Origin of the sequence: Pantoea sp. AG1095 (genome assembly GCF_003208415.1) — a bacterium.
Classification (GTDB): Bacteria; Pseudomonadota; Gammaproteobacteria; order Enterobacterales; family Enterobacteriaceae; genus Pantoea; species Pantoea leporis.
This window is the reverse complement of record NZ_QKMJ01000002.1, coordinates 430,617-455,943: the sequence shown is the minus strand read 5'-3', so window position 1 is coordinate 455,943 and position 25,327 is coordinate 430,617. Positions and strand designations below refer to the sequence as shown.

Here is a 25,327-nt window from a genome sequence, read left to right as displayed (position 1 = left end):
CTGAAGAAAAAGTCGATCACCATGGGTAAAGGATGTTAAAAAGTGTTCACCATGTCCCCGAACACCTGTCTACCATGTCCCCGGACTGTACACCCGCAAGCGGGCGAGGGAGCTGATCGAGCGGTTGGTTGGTGAGGTGATCATTGTGGCTAAATATGCGCTGGATCGGTCCCCGCTCCCGCAAGCAGTCGAGGGAGCTGATCGAGCGGTTGGTTGGTGAGGTGATTTATTTGGCTAATATAGGCGGGATCGGTCCCCGCTCCCGCAAGCGGGCGAGGGAGTTGATCGAGCGGTTGGTTGGTGAGGTGATTTATTTGGCTAATATCGGCGGGATCGGTCCCCTCTCCCATTGATGGGAGAGGGTTAGGGTGAGGGAAAAAGTGCGCTTAACTCATCCCACCAGCATCAATTCACGGTCCTCTACCGCTGGCTTATTCAGCAGCGACAGCAAAATATTCTTCACGGCCTGCGCCGATGGCGACAGCGGCAGACGCGCCGAGATGTTCAGCGACAGCGGCAGATTGAGTGACGGACTGTTAATGCGCGCCATCCACGCATGGGTTGAACTCACTAGCGCCCGCGCTGCAGATTCTGGCAGCACCGTCACGCCCATGCCGCTGGACACCGCCGCCGTCAGCGTCGAAATGGATTCAATTTCGCCAATGATGCGCGCGCTCAGACGGCGCAGCGAGAACGCTTCATCGACACGTTTACGCACCGCACTGTAATCGCGCGGCAGGAACAGGCTCATCTGCGCCACATCGGCCAGATCGACCGTCGCACCCGGGCACGCCGTTGCGCCCACCAGATAGAGCTCTTCTTTCATTAAGGGAATGCTGTTGATGCCCGCCGTTGGCGCACGGTCGTACAGCACTGCCATATCCAGCTGGCCGTTCATCACTTTTTCATTGAGCGAGGTGCCGCTGTTTTCATGCAGATACACCAGCACATCCGGGAACTGCTCACGCACCGTGTGCAGCAGCGGCATGGTGAGCGAAGATGCGGCGGTGCCCGGCGCTAAACCAATCGAAACCTGGCCGTTCAGTGCCTGGCCGGCGTTGATCACCGCCGTTTGCGCCTGTTCACACTGGCGCAGAATGGTGCGAGCGTGGGCATACAAAATTTTTCCGGCTTCAGTGGGCGTTACGCCGCGCTTGGTGCGGATCAGCAATTGCTGATCGAGTTCATTTTCCAGCGTCGCCACCTGCTGGCTAAGCGCAGGCTGCGCGATGTGCAGCACTTCTGCTGCCTGAGTCAGGCTGCCGATATCGACGATTTTTACAAAATATTTGAGTCGTCTTAAATTCATGTTGCCTCCGTCAATCCCCGAATACCCAGTTGGGTGTTTCAGCCTGCTGGCTTGTGGGAATGAAGTTGCAATATGCAGGCCAGGTTTGTTCGCGATGCAAAATTGCGTTGCCAGATTTTTCCTAACGGTACGGAAAATAAGCGTTTGTGATTACCTCGAAGGAGTTAATAAGCGTGGGCGATGACGTGATTTGCGTAAGCGTTGAACAACATGCACCGCCGTGGGGCAGAAAATGCGAGTCAGGCGTGCAAAAAAGTGATGACCGGATGAGCTGGTTTGGTGCAGAAAACACAGAAAGTGAACAGAAACGGCGGGAATGGAACAAAAACGAACAGGGAGTATGGGGCTAGCCAGTTGGAAAACTTATGTGGGGGGCGGTGCAGCGTTGTCCCTCACCCTAACCCTCTCCCGCGCGCGGGAGAGGGAACCGACCGTGCACAATGTCACTACGCAAAATAATTCGCGCTGTAGCAAGGCGGCAAGAAAATTCAGCCCCGGGAGCATAGTTCACTATGTGACCGGGGGGAATTTTCGCAGCCAACGCCGCTACAGCGTGAAGTATGAAGCGTATTAGCGTTTTTTACGGTTGCGATGCATATCAATAGAAACCGCTGCGACGATGATGATGCCTTTGATGATGTCCTGCACGTAGGCATCGACACCGACAAAGGTGAAGCCGCTCTTGATCAGGCCAAGGATCACTGCACCAATCAGCGTACCGGTGATGCGACCGACGCCGCCCATCAGGCTGCTGCCGCCGATAACCGCAGCGGCGATGGCATCCAGTTCGTACGCCATCCCCATGCTGGACTGGCCGCTACTGACGCGCGCCGCCAGCACCACACCCGCCAGGCCAGAGAGCGCACCGGCGATGGTGTAGACAATGATCAGGTACTTATTAACGTTGATACCGGACACTTTGGCGGAGGTCATGTTGCCGCCAATCGCGTAGACATATTTGCCGTAGCGGGTGTGTTTCAGTGCGATATGGAACAGGAACGCCACCACCAGGAAGATGATTACCGGCATCGCGCCCTGGCCGATGGAGGTGAAGCCATCTGACAGGAAGCTAATCGGGTTACCCTGCGTGTAGTACTGCGCCAGACCGCGTGCCGACACCATCATGCCAAGCGTGGCGATGAACGGCGGAATACCGGTTTTGGTGATCAGCACGCCGTTCATTACGCCGCACAGCAGCCCTACGCCAATCCCGGCGACGATGGGAATCACCGCAGGCAGGTTTACCAGCGAGGGATACATCGGCGACAGGCTGTCTGAAGTTTGCGCCAGACTGGCCGCTACCACCGCGGTGAGGGCGATAACCGAACCGGATGACAGGTCAATACCGGTGGTGATGATGACCTGGGTCACGCCCACCGCGATGATGCCGATGATCGCCACCTGCAGAATAATCAGCACCAGGCGGTTGGTGTTCATCAGGAAAGATTGGTCACGTACATACCAACCGGCAATTTCAAAAATCAGGGCAATGCCCACCATCACGACAAAAATCCCGGTGTCTTTTGGCAGCTTGTGACGCAGGTTGCCAAAGAAAGAACTCTGTTCTGCGGCCTGCGGGGCCGTAATTTTTACGTTACTCATAGGTGTCTCACGCCTCACTCGGATGCCAACGACAAAATGGATTCCTGATTGGCCTCTTCTTTATCGAGGATGCCGGTTATACGTCCGCCGTGCATAACCATCACGCGGTCGCTCATGCCGAGAATTTCTGGCAGTTCGGACGACACCATAATGATGGCCACGCCGCGATTCGCCAGTTCACTGATCAAGCGATAAATCTCTGCTTTTGCCCCCACGTCGATACCGCGCGTGGGTTCGTCAAGAATCAGGATCTTCGGTTGCGCCAGCAGCCAGCGGGCAATCAGCACCTTCTGCTGGTTACCGCCGCTGAGGTTATTGATGATCTGATCCATGGTGGGGGTTTTAATGTTCAGCTTGCGAATCTGATCCATGCAGTCCTGCGCCATTTTGATGTGGCTGACAAAACCGCTTTTATGGGTGTAATCCGGCATGTTGACGATGCTCATGTTCTCCATCACCGACAACACCAGAAACAGCCCCGACTTTTTACGGTCTTCGGTCAGGAACGCCATGCCCTTCTCAATCGCCGTTGACGGCGAATCGATCTTGACCGGCACGCCATCAATCAGGATTTCACCGCTGTCGAAACTCTCCATGCCGAACAGGCTTTCCATCACTTCGCTGCGTCCGGCACCCACCAATCCCGCTACGCCGAGGATTTCGCCCTTGCGCACCGTGAAGTTGATGTCGGTGAAGCGATCTTTGCAGGTGAGATTGCGCACCGTCAGCACATCCCCACCGATTTCACCGTTAAATTTCGGGAACAGCTGGGTTAATTCACGGCCCACCATTTGCGTAATCAGTGACTGACGCGTGTATTCGCTGGTGCTGTTGCTGCCGACCCACGATCCGTCACGGAAAATACTGATCTCATCGGTAATGGTGAAAATCTCATCCATCTTATGGCTGATATAGATGATGGCTTTGCCCTGCTCACGCAGGTCGCGGATGATGGTGAACAGGTGCGCCACTTCGGTTTCCGTCAGTGCCGAGGTCGGTTCATCCATAATCACGATGTCCGAATTCCATGACACCGCTTTGGCGATTTCCACCATCTGCTGCGACGCAATACTCAACTCGCCGACCAGACGATCGGCTTTCAAACGGATATTGAGTTTGTTCAGCAGTTCCTGCGTCTGTTTGTTCAGCTTACCGTGGTCAACAAAGCCGTACTTCATCGGTTCGCGGCCGAGCCAGATATTCTCGGCCACGGTCATGTAAGGCACCAGATTGAGTTCCTGGTGAATCATGGAGATGCCGGAACGCAGCGCATCCATGGTGTCCTGAAACTGCACCGGCTCCCCTTTAATGCGAATGGTGCCCTTATCGGGACGATACATCCCGATAAGGCATTTCATTAAAGTGGATTTGCCCGCGCCATTTTCACCCATCAGGGCATGTACCGACCCCGGTTTAATACGCAGTGAGACATTGTCGAGTGCCTTCACTCCGGGGAAGAACTTGCTGATGCCTTCGGCTTCAAGCGCAAAAGCGGTCATACATCACCTCCGTACGGCTAAGTCGGTTACGGTTTATTTCTGATTCTGACTGGCGAATTTTTCGTAGTTATCTTTGGTAATCAGCTGGAACGGGATATCGACCACTTTCTGCACTTTCTCGCCATTAATCAGCTTGACCGCCGTTTGTACCGCGCCTTCGCCCTGACCTTTCGCATCCTGGAAGACCGTGGCGACCATTTTGTCGTTCTTGATCATCTGCAGTGCGTCCGGCGTCCCATCCACACCCGCTACCAGGATGTGATTCGGGTTTTTACCCAGCGCCTGCAGCGCACCGATTGCCATTTCATCGTTGTTAGAGGCAATCGCCTGAATGTCATCGCCCGCGGTCAGCCAGTTACTCACCACGTCCACCGCATCATTACGGGTGAATTTGGCGGTCTGTTTCTGCACAACTTTAATGCCCGGATATTTGGCGACCACCGCTTCCACACCTTTGGTGCGTTCACGGGTGGATTCGTTAGCCAGGTCACCCAGCAGAATCGCCACGTTGCCTTTGCCGTTCATCTTTTTAGCCAGCGCTTCCATCTGCAGACGGCCCGCCAGTTCAGAATCCGAACCGACAAACGCCATTTTGTCTTTCAACTCGCCTGCCGGTTTACGGTTGACGAACACCAGCGGCACGCCGGCTTTCGCTGCGGCATCCACCAGCGGTTTCACCGCGTTGGTATCCACGGGGTTAACGATGATGGCGTCAACGCCCTGACCAATGAAGTTCTGCACCTGCTGCAGCTGCTGTGCCACGTCGCCTTTGGCGTCTTCAACCTGGCCTTTGATGTTGTCTTTTTGCATCTCTTTCTGCATTGCGTTGCGCAGAATAGTGAGGAAGTTGTCATCAAACAGCGCCATAGAAACGCCTACCTGAAGATCTTTTGCCATCACGGCGGCAGGTAACATGCAAACTAACAGGGAAGTTAATAACGCTTTTTTGAATTTCATGGGTAACCCTTCTTATTCGTTAACATGCTCAGGTTGGCTGAGACCGCGAATGAAAAATATCTTTTACATTCACCCAACGTCGCTGGCGTTTTTTTTGTGGTTGTAGAGGTAAGGCTTCTGGTCTAACGCTATCGGTTTACTGCATCTTTTCTGTGTAACTTGCTACTAATCAGCCAGTTATTTTCGAAATGCCGTTTCAGATGACACAACTCATTTCGCCGGTGATGATTAGCAGTTCATTTATTTCATCTAACTTGCATTTGAAACTTTCATCATAAAAGCACTGAAATGATTGTTTTAAAATCGGCAAATAACAAAACTTTGACATGCATCTAACATCTCAAAGGAATTGCGTTTAAAGTGAGATCTTGCTGGCAGTTTAGAATCTGATCATTCAAGGTAGAAAAGCAGCATTCCGCTGCTTTTACGCGCACTTAAACCAAAAGTGTGCAGTCGGGCTTTGACAACGGGGATCGGCATCGCTAATATGCGCCTCGTTCACACGATTCCTCTGTAGTTCAGTCGGTAGAACGGCGGACTGTTAATCCGTATGTCACTGGTTCGAGTCCAGTCAGAGGAGCCAAATTCAAAGAAGCCCGCTTAGGAAACTAAGCGGGCTTCTTGCTTTCCTGTATATATCCAAATCTCCGCTCACTCAATTCCGCAGCTTTATCAAGTGTCATTAATGACACTTTTCAATCTCATCTCTAACGTCACTGCATGGATTTGGCGATAAAATAGTTAATAGGTTCAAAAATGAACCTTAAGGCTTTATAGTTGAGTCATATCGTAAAATGCAGGCTAGCAAAGGCGCAGCAGTGTCAAAAATGAACCTAGATGACATCAAATCTGAACTTAACAAGCTCTCTGAATCAGATCGACAGTGCGTGTTGGAAGAGTGGGCGTTGAACATTCAATCTTCAACTCAATGTGCTCCGAACGACATACGCGCTCTCAACGCTCTGGAATTTTCGCTTTTGCCGCAGATCATGACGCGTGAACTCAAGCAACAAAATATCACTTATGAAGAGATGGCTTTGCAAATTGGCGTTTCAATCTCGACGTTTAAACGAATGATTGCCAAACCATCATCGGCAAAGGCAATTAATCTCCATGCATTGCTTAAAGAGCTCGGAATAAAAGTATGGCTCGAAAAATAGCGGTGTGGCTATACCACCATCCTGTAGGAACATTGAGTGAAGTAGAAAGAGGTTTTGCTTTCTGCTATCAGCCCAATTATCGCGGGCCAGCAATATCTCTTAGCATGCCAGTGAGGTCGGAGCCTTACTTTAGTGAAGAGCTTCATCCATTCTTCAAGGGATTAGCACCAGAAGGATGGTTGCGTAAACGATATTCTGAAATTCAGAAAATTGACGACAAAGATCTGTTCGGTTTACTGATGCAGAATGGTGACGACTTGCTTGGTGCCGTCGTACTTAAAGAGATAACTCAATGAACCCAGAACGCTGCCTGATAAATTTAAACCTGCTGAAAGAATCCGAGTTGAATACGGGCTATTCGACACAAGGCATTAAACATTTACTGGGTAGTTTGCAAGTGTCCCTGAGCTTGCCGTTCACCCGTAGCCAGTTTATTCAGGAACTCCCTGAGCGCCAGAAAGGGATGAGCATTTCAGGCTATCAACCCAAGCTCTCTCTCCGCCTGGAAGCAGGAGAGTTGCATGTGGTCAGCAACGACGGTACCTATATTCTAAAACCCTCACCAGAGGAGTACCCGCACCTGGCAGAAAATGAGCATGCAACGATGTGTCTGATGCAACGCCTGAAATTTGACGTTCCATCCTTTGGACTTATGCAGTTTAAGCATGATGATAACCGGCCAGATGAACTCGCTTTTGTCATCAAGAGATATGACCGGATAGGGACTGATAAAGGCAGATTGCATCAGGAGCAGTTGGATGGCGCGATGGGCCTCGGCGATAAATATGGCTATGTAGACAATAAAAAGGCCACGAGTTACGAGAAAGCCGCTAAATTTCTCAATCATTCGGTAAGTAGCAGCTTAAAGAGTAAGCGAGATCTCTTTTTACGCATCATCTATGCCTATGTATTAGGCAATAATGATTTTCATCTGCGCAATATCGGCATCATCCTTCCTGAAAAAGGAGCGCCTTATTTGGCTCCAGTCTATGACTTTATCAGCGTCGTTCCCTACCCTGCGGCGTTTAAAGAATATTTAGCGTTGCCACTTCTGGAGCGGGAAGAAAATGATGCGGAAAGCGCTCCGGGAATTAACTCCATTTACGGGGAATATCTGGGAGCGGATTTTATTCTGCTCGCGCAAGGTATGGATATTCATCCCGCTTTGGCCAAAAAATGGCTAAGCGAAATTATCAGTAACCATCAGCTGATTATTGATACCTACACTGAAAGTCACATGCCAGAAGCGCAGCGAAAAACTGTCCTCGACTATGTTGCGCGGCGGATAACCTTGCTTGCAGTGACTGAGCTTTAACTTGAATAAGCGCTTCGTATGGTGACCGCCAACCATGTGCGCATAAGCGCGCACCTGGTTTAGGTTAATCGATAGCGTTTGGCAGCGGAGCCAGCTCCAGACTGCTGCGGAAATCGTTGCCGACATAATCGTTATCGATCAGCTGGCGGCGACGCAGTTCTGGCAGCAGGCCGTTGAGCAGCAAATCCTGCTGATCGGGCTGGCCGAGTCCATGCAGCGAAATCACATCCAGCACGCCGGCGCGGTAGCGCTGTTCGATGGCATCGGCCAGGGTTTCTGGCGTACCGGCAACAAACCAGTGGCCGGTCTCTTCGGCTTTGATGATCAGCTCGCGCAGGGTTAATCCTTCCAGCGCATAGCCACGGAAAATGGCGGCGCGCCCCTGACGACGATGCACCTGCGCCAGTTCGGGAATTAACGCGGCGGGCAGCGGTTGGTCGAGCGGCACATCGCGCAGATCCACCTCGCCGCCCAGCATATCGGCCACGCGTAATCTGCCCTGTTCATAGTTGATGCGTTCATGCTTATCGCGCAGACGGCGCGCCACATCGGCGTCGCTGTCGCCAATGATGGCGTGGAACGAATTCATGATTAGCGGCGGATGATGTTCGCGGCCAAAACGACGCGCCCGCTGCTGCACATCAGCCACGAAGGTTTGCGCGGCATCAAACGTGGGCTGCGAGGTGTAAATCACCTCGGCATAACGTGCGCCGAGCGTGACGCCCGCGTCGGATTGGCCCGCCTGGAACTGTACCGGACGGCGCTGTGGCGGCGGCGGCACGTTAAGCGGTCCCGCCACCTGAAAATAGTCGCCGCGATAGTGAATCGGATGCAGTTTGCTGTGGTCGAGACGAATACCGCCGCTGGCGGTGCGCTGCACTGCCGCGCGTTCGTTGGCGTCATACAGCGCGTTCATCACTTCAATAAATTCAGTGGCGCGCGCGTAGCGCTCCTGCGGTGGCGGCAGCTGGCTCTCACCGAAGTTCTCCTCGCCAACCGAGGAAGTTACCGCGTTCCAGCCCGCGCGGCCGCCGCTGATGTGATCGAGCGTGCCGACCTGACGCGCCAGATTATACGGATGCAGCCAGCTAGTGCTGACGGTAGCGATTAAACCGATGTGCGAAGTGACCTGGCTCAATGCCGCAAGCGCAATCAGCGGATCTTGCGTGCCGGTGGTGCCCGCTAATCCGGCCGCATCGGCCTGCAGCAAATCGGCGGTGAACAGGCCGGTGATTTTTTCGCGCTCGGCAATTTTCGCCAGTTCGATGGCGCGCGTGATGCCCACGCCGGTCTGGCTGTCATTGGCGGCGGAAATCACACTGCTGGCGCCGACCAGCGTTTTAAGTTTTCTGCGATAGGTTTGCGACACAACACTCTCCTTTATGGTTGTCGCGCGAAATCCGCTTTGACATGGTTTAAGGCGTCCGCATCGGTCAGCAGACGTAAGCCGGTGCGAGCCAGCACGCGCGCGCCAATCAGCAGCGCCTGATAACCGCGCTCAGAGTTGGCCGCTTCACGGAATGGCACGGTATGGAAAATCAGATCGTCATGGCCGATTTTCAGCCACGGATGCGCCGTCGGCACCGCGTGGCTGATGTCGCCAGCATCGGTGGAGACTTTGTTTTTCTGCGGCGAGAGATCAACCTGTTCGCCTGCCGCGGTGAACTCTTCCAGCAGCAAGGCATCCAGCGCTGAGTTGAGTTTGAAATCGCGCGGGCCAATCTGATGGTCAATCTCGACGCGCGCGCCGGTCGCCAGCGCCACGCCTTCAGCAATGGCACGCAGACGCGGCTCAAGGGATTCCACCACTTCGCGGCTGTCCGCGCGGATGTAGTAATGCGCGGAGGCGTATTCCGGGATCACGTTCGGGGCCTGGCCGCCGTTGGTGATAATGCCGTGCACGCGCACGCCATCCGGCAGTTGCTGACGCAACACGCTGATGCCGTTGTAGAGCAGCACCAGCGCATCCAGTGCGTTGATCCCTTCATGCGGCGCGCTGGCGGCGTGCGACGGCTTGCCGTAGAAGTGGAAATAGAGATGATTATTGGCGAGCGTGGATTCAGTCAGGCGGGTTTTGCCCGAAGGATGCACCATCAGCGCCACGTCGACATCTTTGAGGTAGCCGGCTTCGACAAAGCGCTTTTTCACGTTGCCTTTGGGTCCGCCCGGTCCGGCTAATCCGCCCTCTTCCGCTGGCGTGCCTAACACCACCACGCGTCCACCGGTTTGATCCAGTACCTGCGATAGCGTGATGGCCGCCGCCACGCTGGTGGTGCCAATCAGGTTATGACCGCAGGCGTGACCGATGCCGATCAGCGCGTCATATTCCGCGAGAAAAGCGATGGTGGGGCCCGGTTTGTCGCTGGCCTTTACCGCGTAGAACGCCGTTTCATGTCCGGCGACGTTGCGCGTGACCGCAAAGCCCTCAGCGCTGAGTAGTTGCGTGAGTTGCTCGCTGGCGAAATATTCGTTATTGCCGGTTTCGGGATTTTGGAATATCGCCTGCGATACCTTGAGATAAGCAGCGCTGTGTTGTTCGAGGCTGTTTTCGAGCGTGAGCTGAAGTGGATTCAGCGACATGAGCATTCTCCTTTGGCAAAACAATGCGCAATAGATTGCGCCGCTACCTTAGATGCAGATATTCGTAGCGGCGCGATTTATCGCGCAACAGTGATAATCAATGGCGCTTATCAATACGCTGCACTAACCGGTCGCCGAGCCACTGAATGCCGCACACCAGCACAATCAGCACCGCGATCACCGCGATCATCACTGAGGTTTCAAAGCGCTGATAGCCATAACGGATCGCCAGATCGCCCAGTCCGCCTGCGCCAATCGCGCCGGCCATGGCCGAAGCACCAATTAGCGCCACCAGCGTAACCACAAATCCCGACAAAATGCCGGGCAGCGCTTCCGGGATCAGCACGTCCCAGACAATGCGCAGCTTGCTGGCGCCCATGGCGCGCACCGCATCAATCAGGCCGCGATCGACATCACGCAGCGACACTTCCGCAACGCGCGCGAAGTACGGCGTGGCGGTGATCGACAGCGGTACAATCGCGGCCCAGGTGCCGAGCGGGGTGCCGACCAGAAAACGGGTAAAGGGAATCAACGCCACCAGCAGAATAATGAACGGCAGCGAGCGGAAGCTGTTGATGATCAGGCCCAGCACGCGATTCACGCCGCGATGTTCGGCGATGCCGCCGGGGCTGGTCATCACCAGAATCAGGCCGAGCGGCAAGCCGGCCACCAGCGAAAACAGGCCGGAAATCACCGTCATTAAAACCGTTTCGCCTAACGCATTGAGTAAAAGATCAATCATGACTGGCGACATAACCCACTAACTCCACTTGCGCCTGCTGCGCGTGCAGCCAGCTGAGAATATATTGCTCGTCGGCCGCGTTGGCTGCCGGGAGCGCAATAAAGAAACGCACCACCGCGTAGTGCTGGATGTGATCGATGCCGCCCTGCAGCAGGCGGAACTTGCCCGGCAGCGCGCTGGCAAAGCGGGTGAGCAGATCGCCCTGCGCATCGTCACCGGCAAAATGCACGCTGTAGATGGCGTCGCCTTGCTTGTCATCGCTGAGGCGCGCAGCAATATTTTCCGGCAGCTGCGGTAGCAAACCGCGCAGCAGCGTGCGCGTCAATTGCGAGTTGGGATGCGCAAACACCTGCCAAACCGGACCTTGTTCAATGATTTCACCGGCATCAATCACCGCCACGCGATGCGCCACGGATTTGATCACTTCCATCTCATGGGTAATCAGCAAAATGGTGATGCCGAGTTTTTGATTCAGGGATTTGAGCAGCGCCAGAATTGAGCGCGTGGTTTCCGGATCGAGCGCCGAGGTGGCTTCGTCGCACAGCAGCAGCGCCGGGCTGGCCGCCAGCGCGCGGGCAATGCCAACCCGCTGTTTTTGACCGCCGGATAACGCTGCCGGATAGCTTTGTGCTTTGTCCGCCAATCCCACCAGCGCCAGCAGTTCCGCCACGCGCTGCTGGCGTTGCGCTTTATCCATGCCGGCGATTTTCAGCGGCAGCGCGACGTTCTGCGCCACCGTTTTTGCTGATAACAGATTGAAGTGCTGGAACACCATGCCAACGCGGCTGCGCACCGTTTGCAGCTGTTTTTCCGACAGGCCGGTGATGTTACGGCCTTCGATTTCAATGACGCCTTCATCAGGTTGTTCCAGCCCGTTGAGACAGCGGATCAGCGTGGATTTCCCCGCGCCGCTGCGCCCAATCAGGCCAAGGATTTCGCCTTTCTGCACCGTCAACGAGATATCGCGCAGCGCCTGGGTTTGTCCAAAGCGACGTGACACGCCTTGCAGGCGCACCACGCTGCCGCTATCGCGAAACTTCACCTGCGCCTCGTCATGGGCACTTTCCGCCACGCCGCGTTTCACGGCGGTAAAGGGCGTTTCGGCTGCTGAGAATAACGTCATCTTTATCGTTCCTTACCAGGCCGTTTCGCCCGTGCCTTTGTAGACCTTGTCAAACACGGTCTTCACGGCATCGTTCTGATAAGAAGCCACCAGCGTTTTCACCCACGGCGCGCTGACGTTCTCTTTCTTCACCGCAATAAAGTTGTTGTACGGGTTATCTTTTACCGGCTCTTGCGCAATGCGGTCTGCGGCGGTCAGGCCACTTTTCAACGCCCAATCGGTGTTGACGACGGCGGCATCCAGGTCAGGAACGGAGCGGCCGATGATGCCGGAATCCAGCTCTTTGATTTTCAGGTGATGCGGATTGGCGGTGATATCCGCGGTGGTGGCCGCGATGCCGACGCCCGGCTTCAGTTTGATCAGGCCTTGTTGCTCAAGCAGCACCAGACCGCGCGCTTCGTTAGAGGGATCGTTTGGCACGCCAATGACCGCGCCCTCTTTCAGCGCTTTGGCGCTTTTGACTTTCTTCGAGTAGAGACCAATCGGCCACACGGCGGTATCGCCGACGCGTACGATGTCGTAGTGATTGACCTTGATTTGGTTATTGAGGAACGGCTGATGCTGGAAGGCGTTGGCATCTACTTCGCCGTTTTGCAGCGCTTCGTTCGGCTGGTTGTAATCGTTGAATATCACGGTTTTCACCGTTAAGCCTTTCGCCGCCGCCTGCTTGATCACTTCGCGCCAGACGTCTTCATCTTCGCCGCTCATAATACCGACTTTTACCGAGGTTTTATCCGCCGCGTGCGCAATGGACAGCGGCGACAACGCCGCGCTGGCCAGCAGCAAGGCGCCAGCTGTTAACAGGAATTTATTTTTTACTGATGACAGACGTGTGTGCATAAAGTGCTTCCTAATCGTTATAATTGCGCGAGTCAAAATTAGCTGTCGTAACGACAGATGACCGCAGTATACGCAGTTGCTTATTCCTGCATTATGATTTATTCAGGAATGCTATTCCTGAAAAGCATAAAGCCGCGGCGCCGCTCGCATCGCCACACGCGAGAAATGGCTGTGCTATCCTCCCCCTTTTGATGGACTTGTTACTGAGCGCTATGTCGGACACCACACCTAAACGAAAAAATGACCCTGAAGGGCTCAAGAAACGCATCCTTGCTGGTGCGCTGAAAATGTTCGCCGAGTTCGGTATGCAGGGCGCGCGGCTGGAGCAGATCGCTGAGCACGCGCAAACCACTAAACGCATGGTGGTGTATCACTTTGGCAATAAAGAGCAGCTCTATATTGAGGTGCTGGAGCAGGTGTATCAGGCGATTCGCCAGCATGAAACCGGCCTTAATCTCGCCGAGATGGCACCGGAACTGGCGATGACAAAACTGGTGGAAGCCAGCTTTGATTACCACGTCTCGCATCCGGATTTTATGCGGCTGGTGTGTACCGAAAACCTGCTGCGCGGGCGCTACATCATGCAATCCGAACGCATCAAGGCGCTGAACAAAAGTGCACTCGATGTGCTGGATGACATTCTGACGCGCGGCCAGCAGCAAGGGCTGTTTATTGCTGGGCTGGATACCGTGGATGTGCACCGCTTGCTGAGCAGCATTTGTGTGCATCACGTCTCCAATCGCTACACCTTTCACACGCTGTTCACGCCGAACGATAGCGAGGAAGACAGCATCCGTCGCAACCGCCAGTTAGCCGTCACCGCCACGCTGCGTTATGTGCGCAAAGCCCCGTAGGCTGCGGCTGCGCGCTGATGGTCTACGCTTTTAAATTTGGGACCGTCACAGACCACAGACTAAGGAACGCCGTAGTGAACAAAGATCCCCACCTTTATCCCTTACGCCATACGCAGAATACCGATCGGGACAGCGCACTGTGGAACTGGGCGCAAAACTCGGTGGTTGGTCAGCGTAGTCAGCTACATCAGCCGCAAACTGAAGCGGAGTTGCAACAACTGCTGCGCACCGCCAGCGGTAAAGTGCGCGTGCTGGGCAACCGCTTGTCGCCGGGCCGCATGCTGGGCGTTGATGAGCAGGATTTGCTGCTGGATCTCAGCGCGTTCAACGGCGTGATCGCCCAAGACGAAGAGAGCGTCACCTTTGCCGCCGGTACGCCGCTGGAGCAGGTTTACAGCACCCTAACCGAGATGGATCGCATGCTGGCCTCGTCGCCGGGCGTGATTGCGGTGCAGACGCTGGCGGGCGCAATGGCCACCGGCACGCACGGCCAGGGTTTAGCACAAAGCTCCATCGCCGATGAAGCGCTGCGCATCCGCATAGTGTTGGCTGACGGCAGCGTGCGTGAATTTGTGCGCGGTGAGCCCGATTTCGCTGCCGCACAGGTTTCGCTCGGCACCCTGGGCATTGTGACGGCCGTGACGCTGCGCACCCGCCCTTTCCGCCTGTTTACCTGCCACAAATTCGCCGTCTCCGCCGATACGCTGGAGAACGATCTGATCGAATGGAACCAGCAGTATGAGATGAGCAAAGCCTGGTGGTTTGTCGATGACAACCTGATGCACGTGTGGAACGCGCACGAAGCCAGCGCTGAAGATTCGCAGGCATGGCACGCCAATCAGCGCGAGGTGATTGAGCATGGCGATGACACCGACAGCAGCCTGAATGACACCATCGACCAGACGCTGGCGCAGATGCATCGCGATACGCAGATTCACGGCAAAGGCGGCAAACAGTTCCGCACCGTGACGCGCTTCCGCGATTTCACCGACATCAGCGGCGATATCTATCAGCTATTTTGTCGCGGCATTGCCGTGCCGCAGATCAACGTCGAGATCGGCGTGCCGCTGGAGAAAACGCCGCAGATTATCAGCAAGATCAAAGCGTGGTATGCCGAGAATCATCCGCACATGCACTATCCGATCATTCTGCGCTGTACCGGCGCGTCTGAAGGCTGGCTCAGCCCGGCGTATCAGCACGCCACCTGCTTCTTTGGCTTTGTGGTCTATTACGCTGATGACGGTTCGCTGTCGCAGGATGGCCTGCATTTTCTCACTGAAGTCGAGAAGCTGCTGGCGGCCGAAGGCGGACGTCCGCACTGGGGCAAATATTACGATCCGCAGCGCTATCAGTGGCGCGATATCTATCCGCAGTGGGACGCTTTCCGCGCGGTGCGCGACCAGCTCGATCCACAACGCCGTTTTAGCAATGACTATGTCACTGCTTTGTTTGATTAAGTTTGAAGGGGAGAAACCATGTTTGCATGGGTAACGCTGTTAACGCAGCCGGACTATTTCATTGGCGTGAAGGCGCTGCACCGCTCGCTGAAGCGCAGCGAAACCCGCTGGCCGCTGATTGTCATGGTCACCGACGCCATCGATCTGGAGACGCGTGAGGCGTTGCAGGCGCTGGGCTGTGTGATCCATCCGGTGGATCCGCTGACGCCAAAAGCCGAACTGGAGCAGCATTACGCCTCGGCGCAGTTCGGTGAAGTGTGGAGCAAGCTGCGCGCGTGGGAGCTGGTTGATTGTGAGCGCGTGGTATTTCTCGATGCCGATATGTTGGTGCTGCGCAACATGGATGAGCTGTTTACGCTCGATCTGGGCAAGCATGCGCTGGCAGCGTGCCACGCCTGTCGCTGCAACCCCAATAAGATCGCCAGTTATCCCGCCAGCTGGCAGCCAGAGAATTGTCACTATACCTGGCAGGATCGCGGCGAACCGGCACCGTCCACGCTCGATTGCTATCTGAACGGCGGTTTTTTGGTGCTGAAGCCGGATTTGGCGGTGTTTGCGTGGCTGCAGGAAAAAGTGGCGGGCATTACCGATTTGCGCCGCTATCCCTTCTCCGAGCAGGATTTGCTTAATGAAGTGTTCGAGGATCGCTGGCTGCCGCTTTCGTACAAATACAATGCGCTGAAAACGTTGCCGTTCCAGCACAGTAAGATGTGGCGTGAAGATGAAGTGAAGAACCTGCACTTTATTCTGGCGAAGCCGTGGAAACGCGACTTGAATCAGCCTGAATCGGAACGCGACCGCTACTACGCGCTGGATAAGCTATGGTGGGAGTTAGCGGCGGAATAAAAAAAACAGCGCGATTCGTCGCGCTATTTCATATGAATTGCCCATTAGTGCGGGCCAAATCGCCATAAATGGCGACCAGACGATTTATTGCGCTTTTGGCTCGCCCATCGCTTTCAACTTCTTCGACAGCTCGCGACGCTCTTTGGAGAGGTCAGCGTTTTTGATGATGTACTCATCAACGCGGTCTTCATAGTCCACACGCATGCTGGCGATAATTTCCTGCACCGCCTCGATGCTCATGCCGGGTTTGATGTATTCACTCAGGTTGTCCAGCAGCAGCACACGTTTCTGGTTATCACGGACTTTCTTCTCGTTATCCACGATTTCGCGCTGCAGTTTGTTTTTACGACGGAACATACGCACAAACTCCAGTACGTCCTGAAATGATTGCTTGGCATTTTCCATGTTGGCACCTTTCTTGAGGCCTGCGTCGGCAGGCGGAATAGTCATAACGTTTAGCTTAGCGGCTTGGCCGCCAGGGTTGCAATTCTCACCGCTAAATTCGGACTGGCGCTTATCTTAGCGCAAAGAAAGGGTGATTCACATTAAGTCCTTGCCTGAGAAAACTATTTACGCAGCGCCAGACGCACTAAATCAGTCATACGCTCCAGCTGACGCGCCTGTTCGAGGCTCAGCCAGACGTAGCCGTAAATCGCCGTGGTTTCGGAACGTCCGCTGCGATTAGCAATCAGCTGCTCCAGTTCCTGGGTGATCTCCTCGAGCGCGTGGCTGTTGGCGGTGATCTGCTCGGTTTCGCCTTTCACCATCAGCGTGGCCAGCGCATTTAGCGTGTCTTCGGTCATCTGCTGGGTGCGGCGCAGCGCAGGCGCGTTGAGCATAATCAAGTGGCTTTCACGCGACGACCACCATGCATCAATCTGCATCTGCATGGTGTTGACCAGATTGCGATTGATGGTCTGGATCGCCTCAAACACCGATTTCGGAATGCGCGTCTCTTTACTCGCCGGCTCCAGCAGCGCGCGCATTTTGATCACGCTGCTCAGCAATTTCTGAAAAGGTTTATTCAGCCGCGGCTTCTCCAGCAGATTGGCCGAGAAGCCGGTGTGATGCAGTTTGGCCATGGCGATAAACGCATCCGACAACTGGATGCGCCAATGGGTGTAGGCGCGCTGCGCCCAGATGGCGCTAAACAGCAGCGCCATCAGTGAACCGAGAATCACATCGCCCCCGCGCCACATGGCGATGGTGAAATCCCCGGCCGGTGCGCCAACCACCACGCCGAGCGTAATGCCGATCAGCAGCGCCATGTAGGGATGTTTTCCCAGCGTCAGATAGCCGCAGACCACCATCACAACGGCGCACCACACCAGCATCACCGGCAATGAAAACAGCTCAAGCTTGAGCGCGATCAGGCCAGAAATCAGTCCGGCAAAGGTGCCGCTGATACGCTGCACCACGCGCGGCAGCACATTGCCCCAGGTGGAAATCGGCCCCATCACGACCACCAGCGTAATCAGCGGCCAGGTGCCTTCGGGAATGTCGGTGAGCCGCACAAATAGGAAACACAGCACAAAGGCGATAGCGATACGCACGCCGTGTACGGTGCGATAGTGGCGGTAGAACCAGAACTCAATCTGCGAGATGGGCTTGTCAGCGCGTAACATGGTTGTCCGGGAACGCTAAAAATTTGCGCGCTATGTTACCCTGGCGACGGCTGCATCATCAGGGTCGAACGCAATTATTTTTCAGGTTTTGCTGAAATACAACATGGACGTTACATCAGGTTTTCTCAATAGAAACATTGATGTAACGCAGTGGGTTTAATGCGCGCATTAAAACGGTTGTCATGAATGGCGATCAGAAAATCACGTCATCGCGCACCAGCACACCTTTCTGGTCTGCAACGCCAACAACGATTGTGTCATCATCGCCGCATCACGGCGACGACGATGACGCGGAAATACGCGACAGATTACAGTTTCTGTTTCACGTAATCGCTGATACGCGTAATGATGCCTGCCTCTTCCACCGCTTGCAGCGCGTAGAGCGGATAGCTGGCCAGCTGCTTATCTTTGTCCATCACCTGAATTTCGCCAATCTGCTCGCCCGCTTTCAGCGGCGCTTCCAGATCTTTGCGATCGATAACGTATTTCGCCATCACGTTGGCCACTTCGGTGCGCGGCAGCGACAGATAGATATCCTGCGTGGTGCCGACATCGACCTTATGCGGATTGCCGTACCAGACGTTTTCGCTACCGATTTTTTTGCCTGCGTGGAACAGTTGCACGGTATCAAAGCTGTTTTGGCCCCACACCAGCAGCTTGCGCGCCTGATCTTCACGCCCTTTCGGGCTCTTGCCGCCCATGATCACCGCAATCAGGCGATGACGTCCGACGACGTTGGAGGCGATGATGTTAAAACCGGCGCTTTCGGTGTGGCCGGTTTTAAGACCATCGACGTGCAGATTTTGATCCCACAGCAAGCCGTTGCGGTTGTTTTGGGTGATGCCGTTCCACGTCAGGGTTTTCTCCCCGTACATGGCGTAGAAATCGGGCTCGCCGCTGATGATGGCGCGCGACAGCACCGCCAGATCGCGTGCGGTGGTGTGCTGGCCCGGCGCATCGAGGCCGTGCACGGTTTCGAAATGGGTGTGCGACAGGCCGAGTTTCTGCACGTAGCTGTTCATCATGGTGACGAAGCTGCTTTCGCTGCCGGCCACGTGATCCGCCAGCGCTACGCAGGCATCGTTGCCGGAATCGATGATCACGCCGCGCATCAGATCGCGCACAGTGACCTGATCGCCCGGCTTGAGGAACATCAGCGAGGAGCCTTTGAACACCGGATTGCCTGCGCCCCACGCATCTTTGCCGATAGTGACTTTGTCATCGCGGCTGATTTTATTCTGATCGATAGCGCGATCCACGACATAGCCGGTCATCAGTTTGGTCAGGCTGGCCGGGTTACGCTCTTCATCCGGATTGCCAGCGGTGAGAATTTGTCCGGTGGTGGCGTCCATCAACACCCATGAAGCCGCATCAATCGGCGGTGGTGTCAGGAGAAATGGCATGCTGTCGTCAGCCTGCGCCCACGATGCCCAAATAATTATTCCAGATACAGTTACCAGCAGACGCCTTTTCAACACTTCTTCCTCAAAATCAAAAAATGAATTTACCGCCGCACGTTTTACGGCAAATAGCGCTTACAGATCTGAATAAATTGAAAAAAAGTATGAACTGCGCATAAATGCTGCGCGCCTGCTCGCAGCGAGGATGATCGAGGTTGTACTGCTACCCATGGACGACTATCCTGTGCGTTGATTCTCCATTGCCAGGATAACGCCGTGCCCGCCTCTGAGTTCACCTTCTTATTCCACGATTATGAAACCTTCGGTAAAAGCCCGTCGCTGGACCGTCCGGCGCAGTTCGCGGGCCTGCGTACCGATAAAGAATTCAATGCAGTAGGTGAACCGCAGGTATTTTATTGCCAGCCAGCCGACGATTATCTGCCGCAGCCGGAAGCGGTGATGATCACCGGCATTACGCCGCAAACCGCCAAAGCGCGCGGCGTGACCGAGGCGGCGTTTGCCGAACGCATTCACGGCCTGTTTAGCGAGCCGCAAACCTGTGTGATTGGTTACAACAATGTGCGTTTTGATGACGAAGTGACGCGCAATATCTTCTATCGCAACTTCTTTGATCCCTATGGCTGGAGCTGGCAGAACGGCAATTCGCGCTGGGATCTGCTGGATGTGATGCGCGCCTGCTACGCGCTGCGTCCGGAAGGCATTGAGTGGCCGGAGAATGACGATGGCTTCCCCAGCTTCAAGCTGGAGCATCTCACTAAAGCCAACGGCGTGGCGCACGAACAGGCGCACGATGCGATGTCCGACGTTTATGCCACGCTGGCGATGGCAAAACTGGTGCAAGAGAAGCAGCCGAAGCTGTTTGAGTTTCTGTTTACCCATCGCAACAAACAGAAACTGATGACGCTGATTGATATCCCGCAGATGAAACCGCTGGTGCACGTCTCCGGCATGTTCGGTGCGGCGCGCGGTAACACCAGCTGGATTGTGCCGCTGGCGTGGCATCCGGATAACCGTAACGCGCTGATTGTCGCCGATTTGGCCGGTGATATGTCGCCGCTGCTGACGCTGGAATCTGACGAACTGCGCGAGCGTTTATATACCCGCCACAGCGATTTGGGCGATCTGCCTGCGGTGCCGATCAAGCTGGTGCACATTAATAAGTGTCCGGTGCTGGCGCCCGCCAGCACGCTGCGTCCGGAAGATGCCGCGCGGCTCAACATCGATCGTCAGCAGTGCCTCGCTAATCTCAAGCTGCTGCGTGACCACGCGGAAGTGCGTGAGAAAGTGGTGGCGCTGTTTGCCGACGCCGAGCCGTTTACCCCGTCAGATGATGTTGACGCGCAGTTGTATGACGGTTTCTTTAGCGATGCCGATCGCGCTGGCATGAATATCATCCGCCAGACGCCGCCGCAGAACTTACCGGCGCTGGATTTGACCTTCGACGATAAGCGCATTGCTAAATTGTTGTTCCGCTACCGTGCGCGCAACTTCCCCGGTACCCTGGATGACGCCGAACAGCAGCGCTGGTTGCAGCATCGCCGTGAAGCGCTGAATGCCGAGCGCGTACAGGCGTTCCTGTTGGAGCTGGAGTCGCTGGCGAGTTTGCATGAGGGAAATACGGAGAAGATGGCGCAGCTGAAGGCGCTGTATTTGTATGCGCAGGAGCTGGTGTCGTAGTCCTCTGCGATTTGATGCCCTCACCCCGGCCCTCTCCCACAGGGAGAGGGAGACGCTGCCAGATGCTGGCGTGAGCGCTCGATCGGTTCCCCCTTCCACAGAATAGGGAGACGCTGCCAAATGCTGGCGTGAGCGCTCGATCGGTTCCCTCTCCCTGTGGGAGAGGGTTAGGGTGAGGGAAAACCCTTAAATCATCCCCCACACCAGCCACGTCAATGCGAAACCGCTCAGCCCCATCACCGTCGTCAATACCGTCCAGGTCTTCAGGCCATCGGCCACTGACAAGCCCAGATAGCGCGTCACCACCCAAAAACCCGCATCATTGACGTGCGACAAACCTAACCCACCGAAACAGGCCGCCAACGTCACCAACACGCGCTGCATATCCGTCACATCGCCCACCGCCTGGCTTAACAAGCCGCTGGTGGTCAGAATCGCCACCGTTGCCGACCCCTGCGAAGCACGCAGCGCCAGCGACAGAATAAAGGCCGCCGGAACTAATGGCAGATGCAAGGTTTCCAGCGTCAACGCCAGCGCTTTGCCCACGCCCGATTCCACCAGCACCTTACCAAACGCGCCGCCCGCGCCCGCAACCAGAATCACGCTGGCGGAGCTGGGAATCGCACGTCCGGTGAGATCTTCCAGTTTCTCTTTGCTCCAGCCACGACGCACGCCGAGCAGCCATGCCGCCAGTCCCAGCGCAATCAGCAACGCAATGGCTGGCGTACCGATCACCGTCATCACTGCACGCAGCGTGCTCCCTTCAGCCAGTGTGGTATGCGCGACGGTGCCCATGACGATCAACAGAATCGGCACAACAATCAGACCGGTAATGGTCAGTGCACCCGGCGCTGGCGCGTCGTTCTTCGGCTTGCCTTCCGGCTTCGCTAGCTGCAGCTGTTCTAATACATCAACGGAAAGATGATATTGACGCAGGTTCATCGCTTTCGCGACGTAATAACCGACGATACCCACCGGAATCGAGGTCAGGATACCGAGCATCATCAGCCAGCCCATATCAGTGTGCAGAATGCCCGCCGCCGCCGCCGCGCCGGGATGGGTTGGCAGCGCCACATGCACCGTCAGCATCACGCCCGCCATCGGCAAGCCAAACTTCAGCGGTGACACGCGCGCCACTTTGGTGAAGCCATAAATCAGCGGAATCACGATGATGAAGCCGACTTCGAAGAACACCGGAATGCCGAGGATAAACGCCGCCATGGTCAGCGCCGCCACGGTCCGCTTGATACCCAGCGATTTACTGAAGCGTTGCGCCAGCGACTCGGCACCGCCCGAGGCCTCAATCACTGCGCCGAGCATCGCCCCCAGCACGATAATAATGGTGATATGCCCCAGCAAGTTACCCATCCCGCTAAAGATGGTTTCCATAATTTTGTCGGCTGGAATGCCGGTCGCAATCGCCACCAGCAAGCTGACAATCAGCAGCGCCACAAAGGGGTGAACTTTGGTTTTAATCACCAGCAGCAGCAAGATCACAATGCTGGCGGTAGCAATGGCTAACAACAACGCGGTAGACATGATAATCCTCTGATTTAATTAGTATAGTTTGGGTACAGCTCTATCTGGTATTGACGAATTCAGGTATGACTTACCCAGCACAGTGCTGAAAATCCCTGTGCTGGGTGGTTAAACAAAATTTATTTAGCGTAAGGCGCGAACCAGCCGAGGCCAGCTTCAGTGCGGCCGCGCGGGATGTATTCACATCCCACCCAACCGTCGTAACCCACTTCATCCAGCAGGTCGAACAGATAGGAATAGTTGATCTCGCCTTCATCCGGCTCGTGACGATGCGGCGCCGAGGCGATCTGGATATGGCGATAACGCCCGGCGTATTCACGAATCAGATGCGTCAGATTGCCGTCCACCAACTGCGCATGGAACAGATCGAGCTGGGTAAAGACGTTGGCACGATCGATACGCGCCATCATCGCCAGCGTCTGATACTGGCTGGCGTAGAGATAATTCGGCTTAGTGACTGGATTAAGCGCTTCCAGCAGCAGGCGAATGCCGTGCGGCGCAAAACGCTCGGCGGCATAATGCATGTTACGCACGAAAGTCTCTTCATAGGCTGCACGATCGGCACCGTTTGGCACCGTTGCCGCCATCACATGCACCTGCTGGCAGTTGAGCGCCAGCGCATACTCCAGCGCCCGATCGATATCGGCACGCGCTTCCTGTTCACGGCCCGGAATGGCGGAAACGCCCCACTCGCCCGCCTGCACGTTGCCTGCGGCGGTGTTAAACAGCACCAGTTCCAGCTGATGTTTTTCCAGCTCGGCTTTAATCACCTCGGCCGGAAAGTCATACGGGAACAGGAATTCAACGGCGCGAAAACCGGCATTGGCCGCGGCGGCAAAGCGTTCGATAAACGGCAGCTCACCGAACTGCGTTGATAAATTGGCTGCAAACTTAGGCATTAAACATTCCTCAATTCCGCGACTTCGCTATCGGTCAGATAACGAATCGAGCGGTCACCGAGCGTAAACATCAGGCGCGCGGTCTCTTCCAGTTCTTCGGTGTTATTGGCGGCTTCGCGCAGGGATTTTCCCACCACCACCGGACCGTGATTGGCCAGCAGGAAGGCGTTATAGCGCGAGGCCAGATTCGCCAGATCGTCTGCCAGGCGCTGATCGCCCGGCTTGTAATACGGCACCACCGGCACATCGCCGACGCGCATCACCACATACGGCGTGAACGGACGAATACAGTTTTCGCTGTCGAGATCGTTGAGGCAGGAGAGCGCCGTCAAATAGTGGCTGTGCAGATGCACTACCGCTTTGCACGCGGGATTATTCAGGTAGAGCGCGCGGTGAAAAGCCACCTCTTTCGACGGCTTGTCGCCGGAGATCCATTCGCCCTGAATCGTCACTTTCGACAGGCAATCGGCCTGCAGTTCGCCGAGGCAGGAGCCGGTTGGCGTCGCCAGCAAGTTGCCATCCTCCAGCAGCAGCGACAAATTGCCCGCTGAACCGGTGGCGTAACCGCGCTGAAAGAAGGACGCGCCGAGCTGCACCATTTCTTCGCGTGCTTGTTGTTCCGTCATGCTGAAAACTCCTGTTGTGCGCGGGCAAAGAACTGTTCATCGCCAAAATTGCCTGATTTCAGCGCCAGCGACAGCGGCTGATGGATATCGCGTACCCACGGCACGCCCGGCGAAATCATTGGGCCAATGTGGAATGCGGTGACGCCAAGGCTTTGTGCCACCACGCCCGAGGTTTCTCCGCCAGCAACGATGAAGCGCTGCCAGCCACGGGTTTTTAGTTCACGAGTTACCGCAGCAAACAGCTGTTCAACCGCTTCACTGCTGCGCGCCGCGCCGTATTGCTGCTGAATGGCCTGCAGCTGCTGGGCATCGGCGGTAGCAAACAGCAAAGGTGCCAGATCGGACTGATGATGCGCTTCCACCCAATCACAGAGTTCCTGCGCATAGCTTTCGGTGTTATCGAGGCAGCGCTCCACCAGCACTTCATGCGAGGGCGCTTGCTGACGATACGCCTGCACCTGACGGTTGGTCATTTGCGAGCAGGAGCCTGAGATCACCACCGCGCGATCGCCTTGTGGGCGCCCGGCGTGTTCAGCATCGCTGTTCTGCTGCTGCGTTGCCCAGGCGCGGGCGATACCGATCGCCAGGCCTGAACCGCCGGTCACCAGGCGCGTCTCTTTCAGCGCTTCGCCCTGCGTCAGCAGATGCTGCTCGTGCAGCGCATCCAGCACCACATAGTTGATGCCCTGTGCTTTCAGGGTATCCAGCTGCGCACGCACCGCATCAGCACCTTGATCGAGCTGCGCGGCGTTGATCACCGCGGCCTGGCCTTTGGCCTGGCGCGTCATCAAACGCACCAGATTGCTGTCGGTCATTGGCGTCACCGGATGATGGCGCATGCCCGATTCGGACAGCAGCTGATCGGCGACAAACAGATAACCCTGATACACCGTGCGACCGTTAACCGGCAGCGACGGCGAGATCACCGTTTGCGTTTCGCCCAACGCCGCCAACAGCGCATCAGTCACCGGGCCGATATTGCCCTGCTCGGTGCTGTCAAAGGTGGAGCAATATTTGAAATAGAAACGATCGCAGCCCTGCTGTTGCAGCCACTGCAGCGCGGCCAGCGACTGATCGATCGCCTGCTGCGCCGGGCATGAGCGTGACTTCAGGCTGATAACAATCGCCTGCGCGCTCAGCGCGTCATGACTTTCCGGCACGCCGTTGAACTGGATGGTCGGCAAACCGTTTTGCACCAGAAAACTGGCGATGTCGGTTGCGCCGGTAAAATCGTCTGCAATAACGCCTAAACGCAT

The 25,327-nt window shown here is 55.7% G+C and carries 23 protein-coding genes and 1 tRNA gene; 8 read left to right on the top strand and 16 right to left on the bottom strand.

Annotated elements, in window-relative coordinates; translation table 11 throughout:
• Positions 1 to 391: 391 nt before the first annotated feature.
• From nac to DEU53_RS08650, 4 genes are all read right to left on the bottom strand, one after another.
• On the bottom strand, positions 392 to 1,309 hold the full coding sequence (gene nac, locus DEU53_RS08665; protein WP_101763422.1) for a nitrogen assimilation transcriptional regulator NAC: 918 nt from the start codon (positions 1,307 to 1,309) through the stop codon (positions 392 to 394).
• A gap of 570 nt (positions 1,310 to 1,879) precedes the next feature.
• Positions 1,880 to 2,911: an ABC transporter permease gene (locus DEU53_RS08660; RefSeq protein WP_101763421.1), complete on the bottom strand. Its 1,032-nt coding sequence runs from the start codon at positions 2,909 to 2,911 to the stop codon at positions 1,880 to 1,882.
• Between the two features lie 14 nt (positions 2,912 to 2,925).
• Positions 2,926 to 4,410: a sugar ABC transporter ATP-binding protein gene (locus DEU53_RS08655; protein ID WP_101763420.1), complete on the bottom strand. Its 1,485-nt coding sequence runs from the start codon at positions 4,408 to 4,410 to the stop codon at positions 2,926 to 2,928.
• A gap of 33 nt (positions 4,411 to 4,443) precedes the next feature.
• Positions 4,444 to 5,367: a sugar ABC transporter substrate-binding protein gene (locus DEU53_RS08650; protein WP_110866691.1), complete on the bottom strand. Its 924-nt coding sequence runs from the start codon at positions 5,365 to 5,367 to the stop codon at positions 4,444 to 4,446.
• 507 nt (positions 5,368 to 5,874) lie between these two features.
• Here DEU53_RS08650 and DEU53_RS08645 point away from each other — a divergent pair.
• The 4 genes from DEU53_RS08645 to DEU53_RS08630 all read left to right on the top strand — a co-directional run bounded on the left by DEU53_RS08645 (position 5,875) and on the right by DEU53_RS08630 (position 7,842).
• Positions 5,875 to 5,950 (top strand) — tRNA-Asn (locus DEU53_RS08645).
• Between the two features lie 244 nt (positions 5,951 to 6,194).
• The gene (locus DEU53_RS08640) at positions 6,195 to 6,527 is read left to right on the top strand and encodes a helix-turn-helix transcriptional regulator (RefSeq protein ID WP_110866699.1); all 333 of its coding nucleotides are present in this window, start codon (positions 6,195 to 6,197) and stop codon (positions 6,525 to 6,527) included.
• Entirely contained in the window at positions 6,512 to 6,823 is a 312-nt protein-coding gene (locus DEU53_RS08635; RefSeq protein ID WP_110866690.1) for a HipA N-terminal domain-containing protein, read from the top strand. The genes DEU53_RS08640 and DEU53_RS08635 overlap by 16 nt, the downstream gene beginning before the upstream one ends.
• Positions 6,820 to 7,842, top strand: coding sequence for a type II toxin-antitoxin system HipA family toxin (locus DEU53_RS08630; protein WP_110866689.1), 1,023 nt, complete (start codon positions 6,820 to 6,822; stop codon positions 7,840 to 7,842). Before DEU53_RS08635 ends, DEU53_RS08630 begins: the two co-directional genes overlap by 4 nt.
• A 64-nt stretch (positions 7,843 to 7,906) precedes the next feature.
• Here the strand turns inward: DEU53_RS08630 and DEU53_RS08625 are convergent, their stop codons facing one another.
• The 5 genes from DEU53_RS08625 to DEU53_RS08605 all read right to left on the bottom strand — a co-directional run bounded on the left by DEU53_RS08625 (position 7,907) and on the right by DEU53_RS08605 (position 13,127).
• Entirely contained in the window at positions 7,907 to 9,211 is a 1,305-nt protein-coding gene (locus DEU53_RS08625) for an NtaA/DmoA family FMN-dependent monooxygenase (protein ID WP_110866688.1), read from the bottom strand.
• Positions 9,212 to 9,222: 11 nt separating this feature from the next.
• Positions 9,223 to 10,422, bottom strand: coding sequence for a M20 family metallopeptidase (locus tag DEU53_RS08620; RefSeq protein ID WP_110866687.1), 1,200 nt, complete (start codon positions 10,420 to 10,422; stop codon positions 9,223 to 9,225).
• Positions 10,423 to 10,519: 97 nt separating this feature from the next.
• The gene (locus DEU53_RS08615; protein ID WP_110866686.1) at positions 10,520 to 11,176 is read right to left on the bottom strand and encodes a methionine ABC transporter permease; all 657 of its coding nucleotides are present in this window, start codon (positions 11,174 to 11,176) and stop codon (positions 10,520 to 10,522) included.
• Positions 11,157 to 12,287 carry a methionine ABC transporter ATP-binding protein gene (locus DEU53_RS08610; RefSeq protein WP_110866685.1) on the bottom strand — a complete coding sequence of 377 codons (1,131 nt, stop codon included), beginning with the start codon at positions 12,285 to 12,287 and terminating at the stop codon, positions 11,157 to 11,159. The genes DEU53_RS08615 and DEU53_RS08610 overlap by 20 nt, the downstream gene beginning before the upstream one ends.
• A 12-nt stretch (positions 12,288 to 12,299) precedes the next feature.
• Positions 12,300 to 13,127, bottom strand: a complete 828-nt coding sequence (locus DEU53_RS08605) for a MetQ/NlpA family ABC transporter substrate-binding protein (RefSeq protein WP_110866684.1) — start codon at positions 13,125 to 13,127, stop codon at positions 12,300 to 12,302.
• A gap of 212 nt (positions 13,128 to 13,339) precedes the next feature.
• On the opposite strand from DEU53_RS08605, the gene DEU53_RS08600 reads away from it, so the two are divergent.
• From DEU53_RS08600 to DEU53_RS08590, 3 genes are all read left to right on the top strand, one after another.
• Entirely contained in the window at positions 13,340 to 13,981 is a 642-nt protein-coding gene (locus DEU53_RS08600) for a TetR family transcriptional regulator (protein WP_101763413.1), read from the top strand.
• Between the two features lie 74 nt (positions 13,982 to 14,055).
• Complete coding sequence (locus DEU53_RS08595; protein WP_110866683.1) at positions 14,056 to 15,438, top strand: D-arabinono-1,4-lactone oxidase; 1,383 nt, start codon at positions 14,056 to 14,058, stop codon at positions 15,436 to 15,438.
• Positions 15,439 to 15,456: 18 nt separating this feature from the next.
• On the top strand, positions 15,457 to 16,284 hold the full coding sequence (locus tag DEU53_RS08590; protein ID WP_110866682.1) for a glycosyltransferase family 8 protein: 828 nt from the start codon (positions 15,457 to 15,459) through the stop codon (positions 16,282 to 16,284).
• 84 nt (positions 16,285 to 16,368) lie between these two features.
• Here the strand turns inward: DEU53_RS08590 and tmaR are convergent, their stop codons facing one another.
• From tmaR to dacD, 3 genes are all read right to left on the bottom strand, one after another.
• Complete coding sequence (tmaR, locus tag DEU53_RS08585; protein WP_008110563.1) at positions 16,369 to 16,689, bottom strand: PTS system regulator TmaR; 321 nt, start codon at positions 16,687 to 16,689, stop codon at positions 16,369 to 16,371.
• Between the two features lie 161 nt (positions 16,690 to 16,850).
• A complete protein-coding gene (locus DEU53_RS08580) occupies positions 16,851 to 17,909 on the bottom strand; it encodes an FUSC family protein (RefSeq protein WP_110866681.1) in 1,059 nt (352 codons plus the stop codon).
• A 308-nt stretch (positions 17,910 to 18,217) separates the two neighbouring features.
• A complete protein-coding gene (gene dacD / locus DEU53_RS08575; protein ID WP_199559688.1) occupies positions 18,218 to 19,384 on the bottom strand; it encodes a serine-type D-Ala-D-Ala carboxypeptidase DacD in 1,167 nt (388 codons plus the stop codon).
• A gap of 201 nt (positions 19,385 to 19,585) precedes the next feature.
• On the opposite strand from dacD, the gene sbcB reads away from it, so the two are divergent.
• The gene (gene sbcB, locus DEU53_RS08570; protein ID WP_110866679.1) at positions 19,586 to 21,007 is read left to right on the top strand and encodes an exodeoxyribonuclease I; all 1,422 of its coding nucleotides are present in this window, start codon (positions 19,586 to 19,588) and stop codon (positions 21,005 to 21,007) included.
• Between the two features lie 186 nt (positions 21,008 to 21,193).
• Here sbcB and DEU53_RS08565 read toward each other — a convergent pair whose 3' ends face one another.
• From DEU53_RS08565 to otnK, 4 genes are all read right to left on the bottom strand, one after another.
• Positions 21,194 to 22,546 (bottom strand): GntP family transporter, encoded by a 1,353-nt coding sequence (locus tag DEU53_RS08565; protein WP_110866678.1) that lies wholly within the window; start codon positions 22,544 to 22,546, stop codon positions 21,194 to 21,196.
• Positions 22,547 to 22,665: 119 nt separating this feature from the next.
• Entirely contained in the window at positions 22,666 to 23,445 is a 780-nt protein-coding gene (locus tag DEU53_RS08560; RefSeq protein WP_110866677.1) for an HPr family phosphocarrier protein, read from the bottom strand.
• Complete coding sequence (locus tag DEU53_RS08555) at positions 23,445 to 24,071, bottom strand: aldolase (RefSeq protein ID WP_110866676.1); 627 nt, start codon at positions 24,069 to 24,071, stop codon at positions 23,445 to 23,447. The genes DEU53_RS08560 and DEU53_RS08555 overlap by 1 nt, the downstream gene beginning before the upstream one ends.
• Positions 24,068 to 25,327, bottom strand: coding sequence for a 3-oxo-tetronate kinase (otnK, locus tag DEU53_RS08550; protein ID WP_110866675.1), 1,260 nt, complete (start codon positions 25,325 to 25,327; stop codon positions 24,068 to 24,070). Before otnK ends, DEU53_RS08555 begins: the two co-directional genes overlap by 4 nt.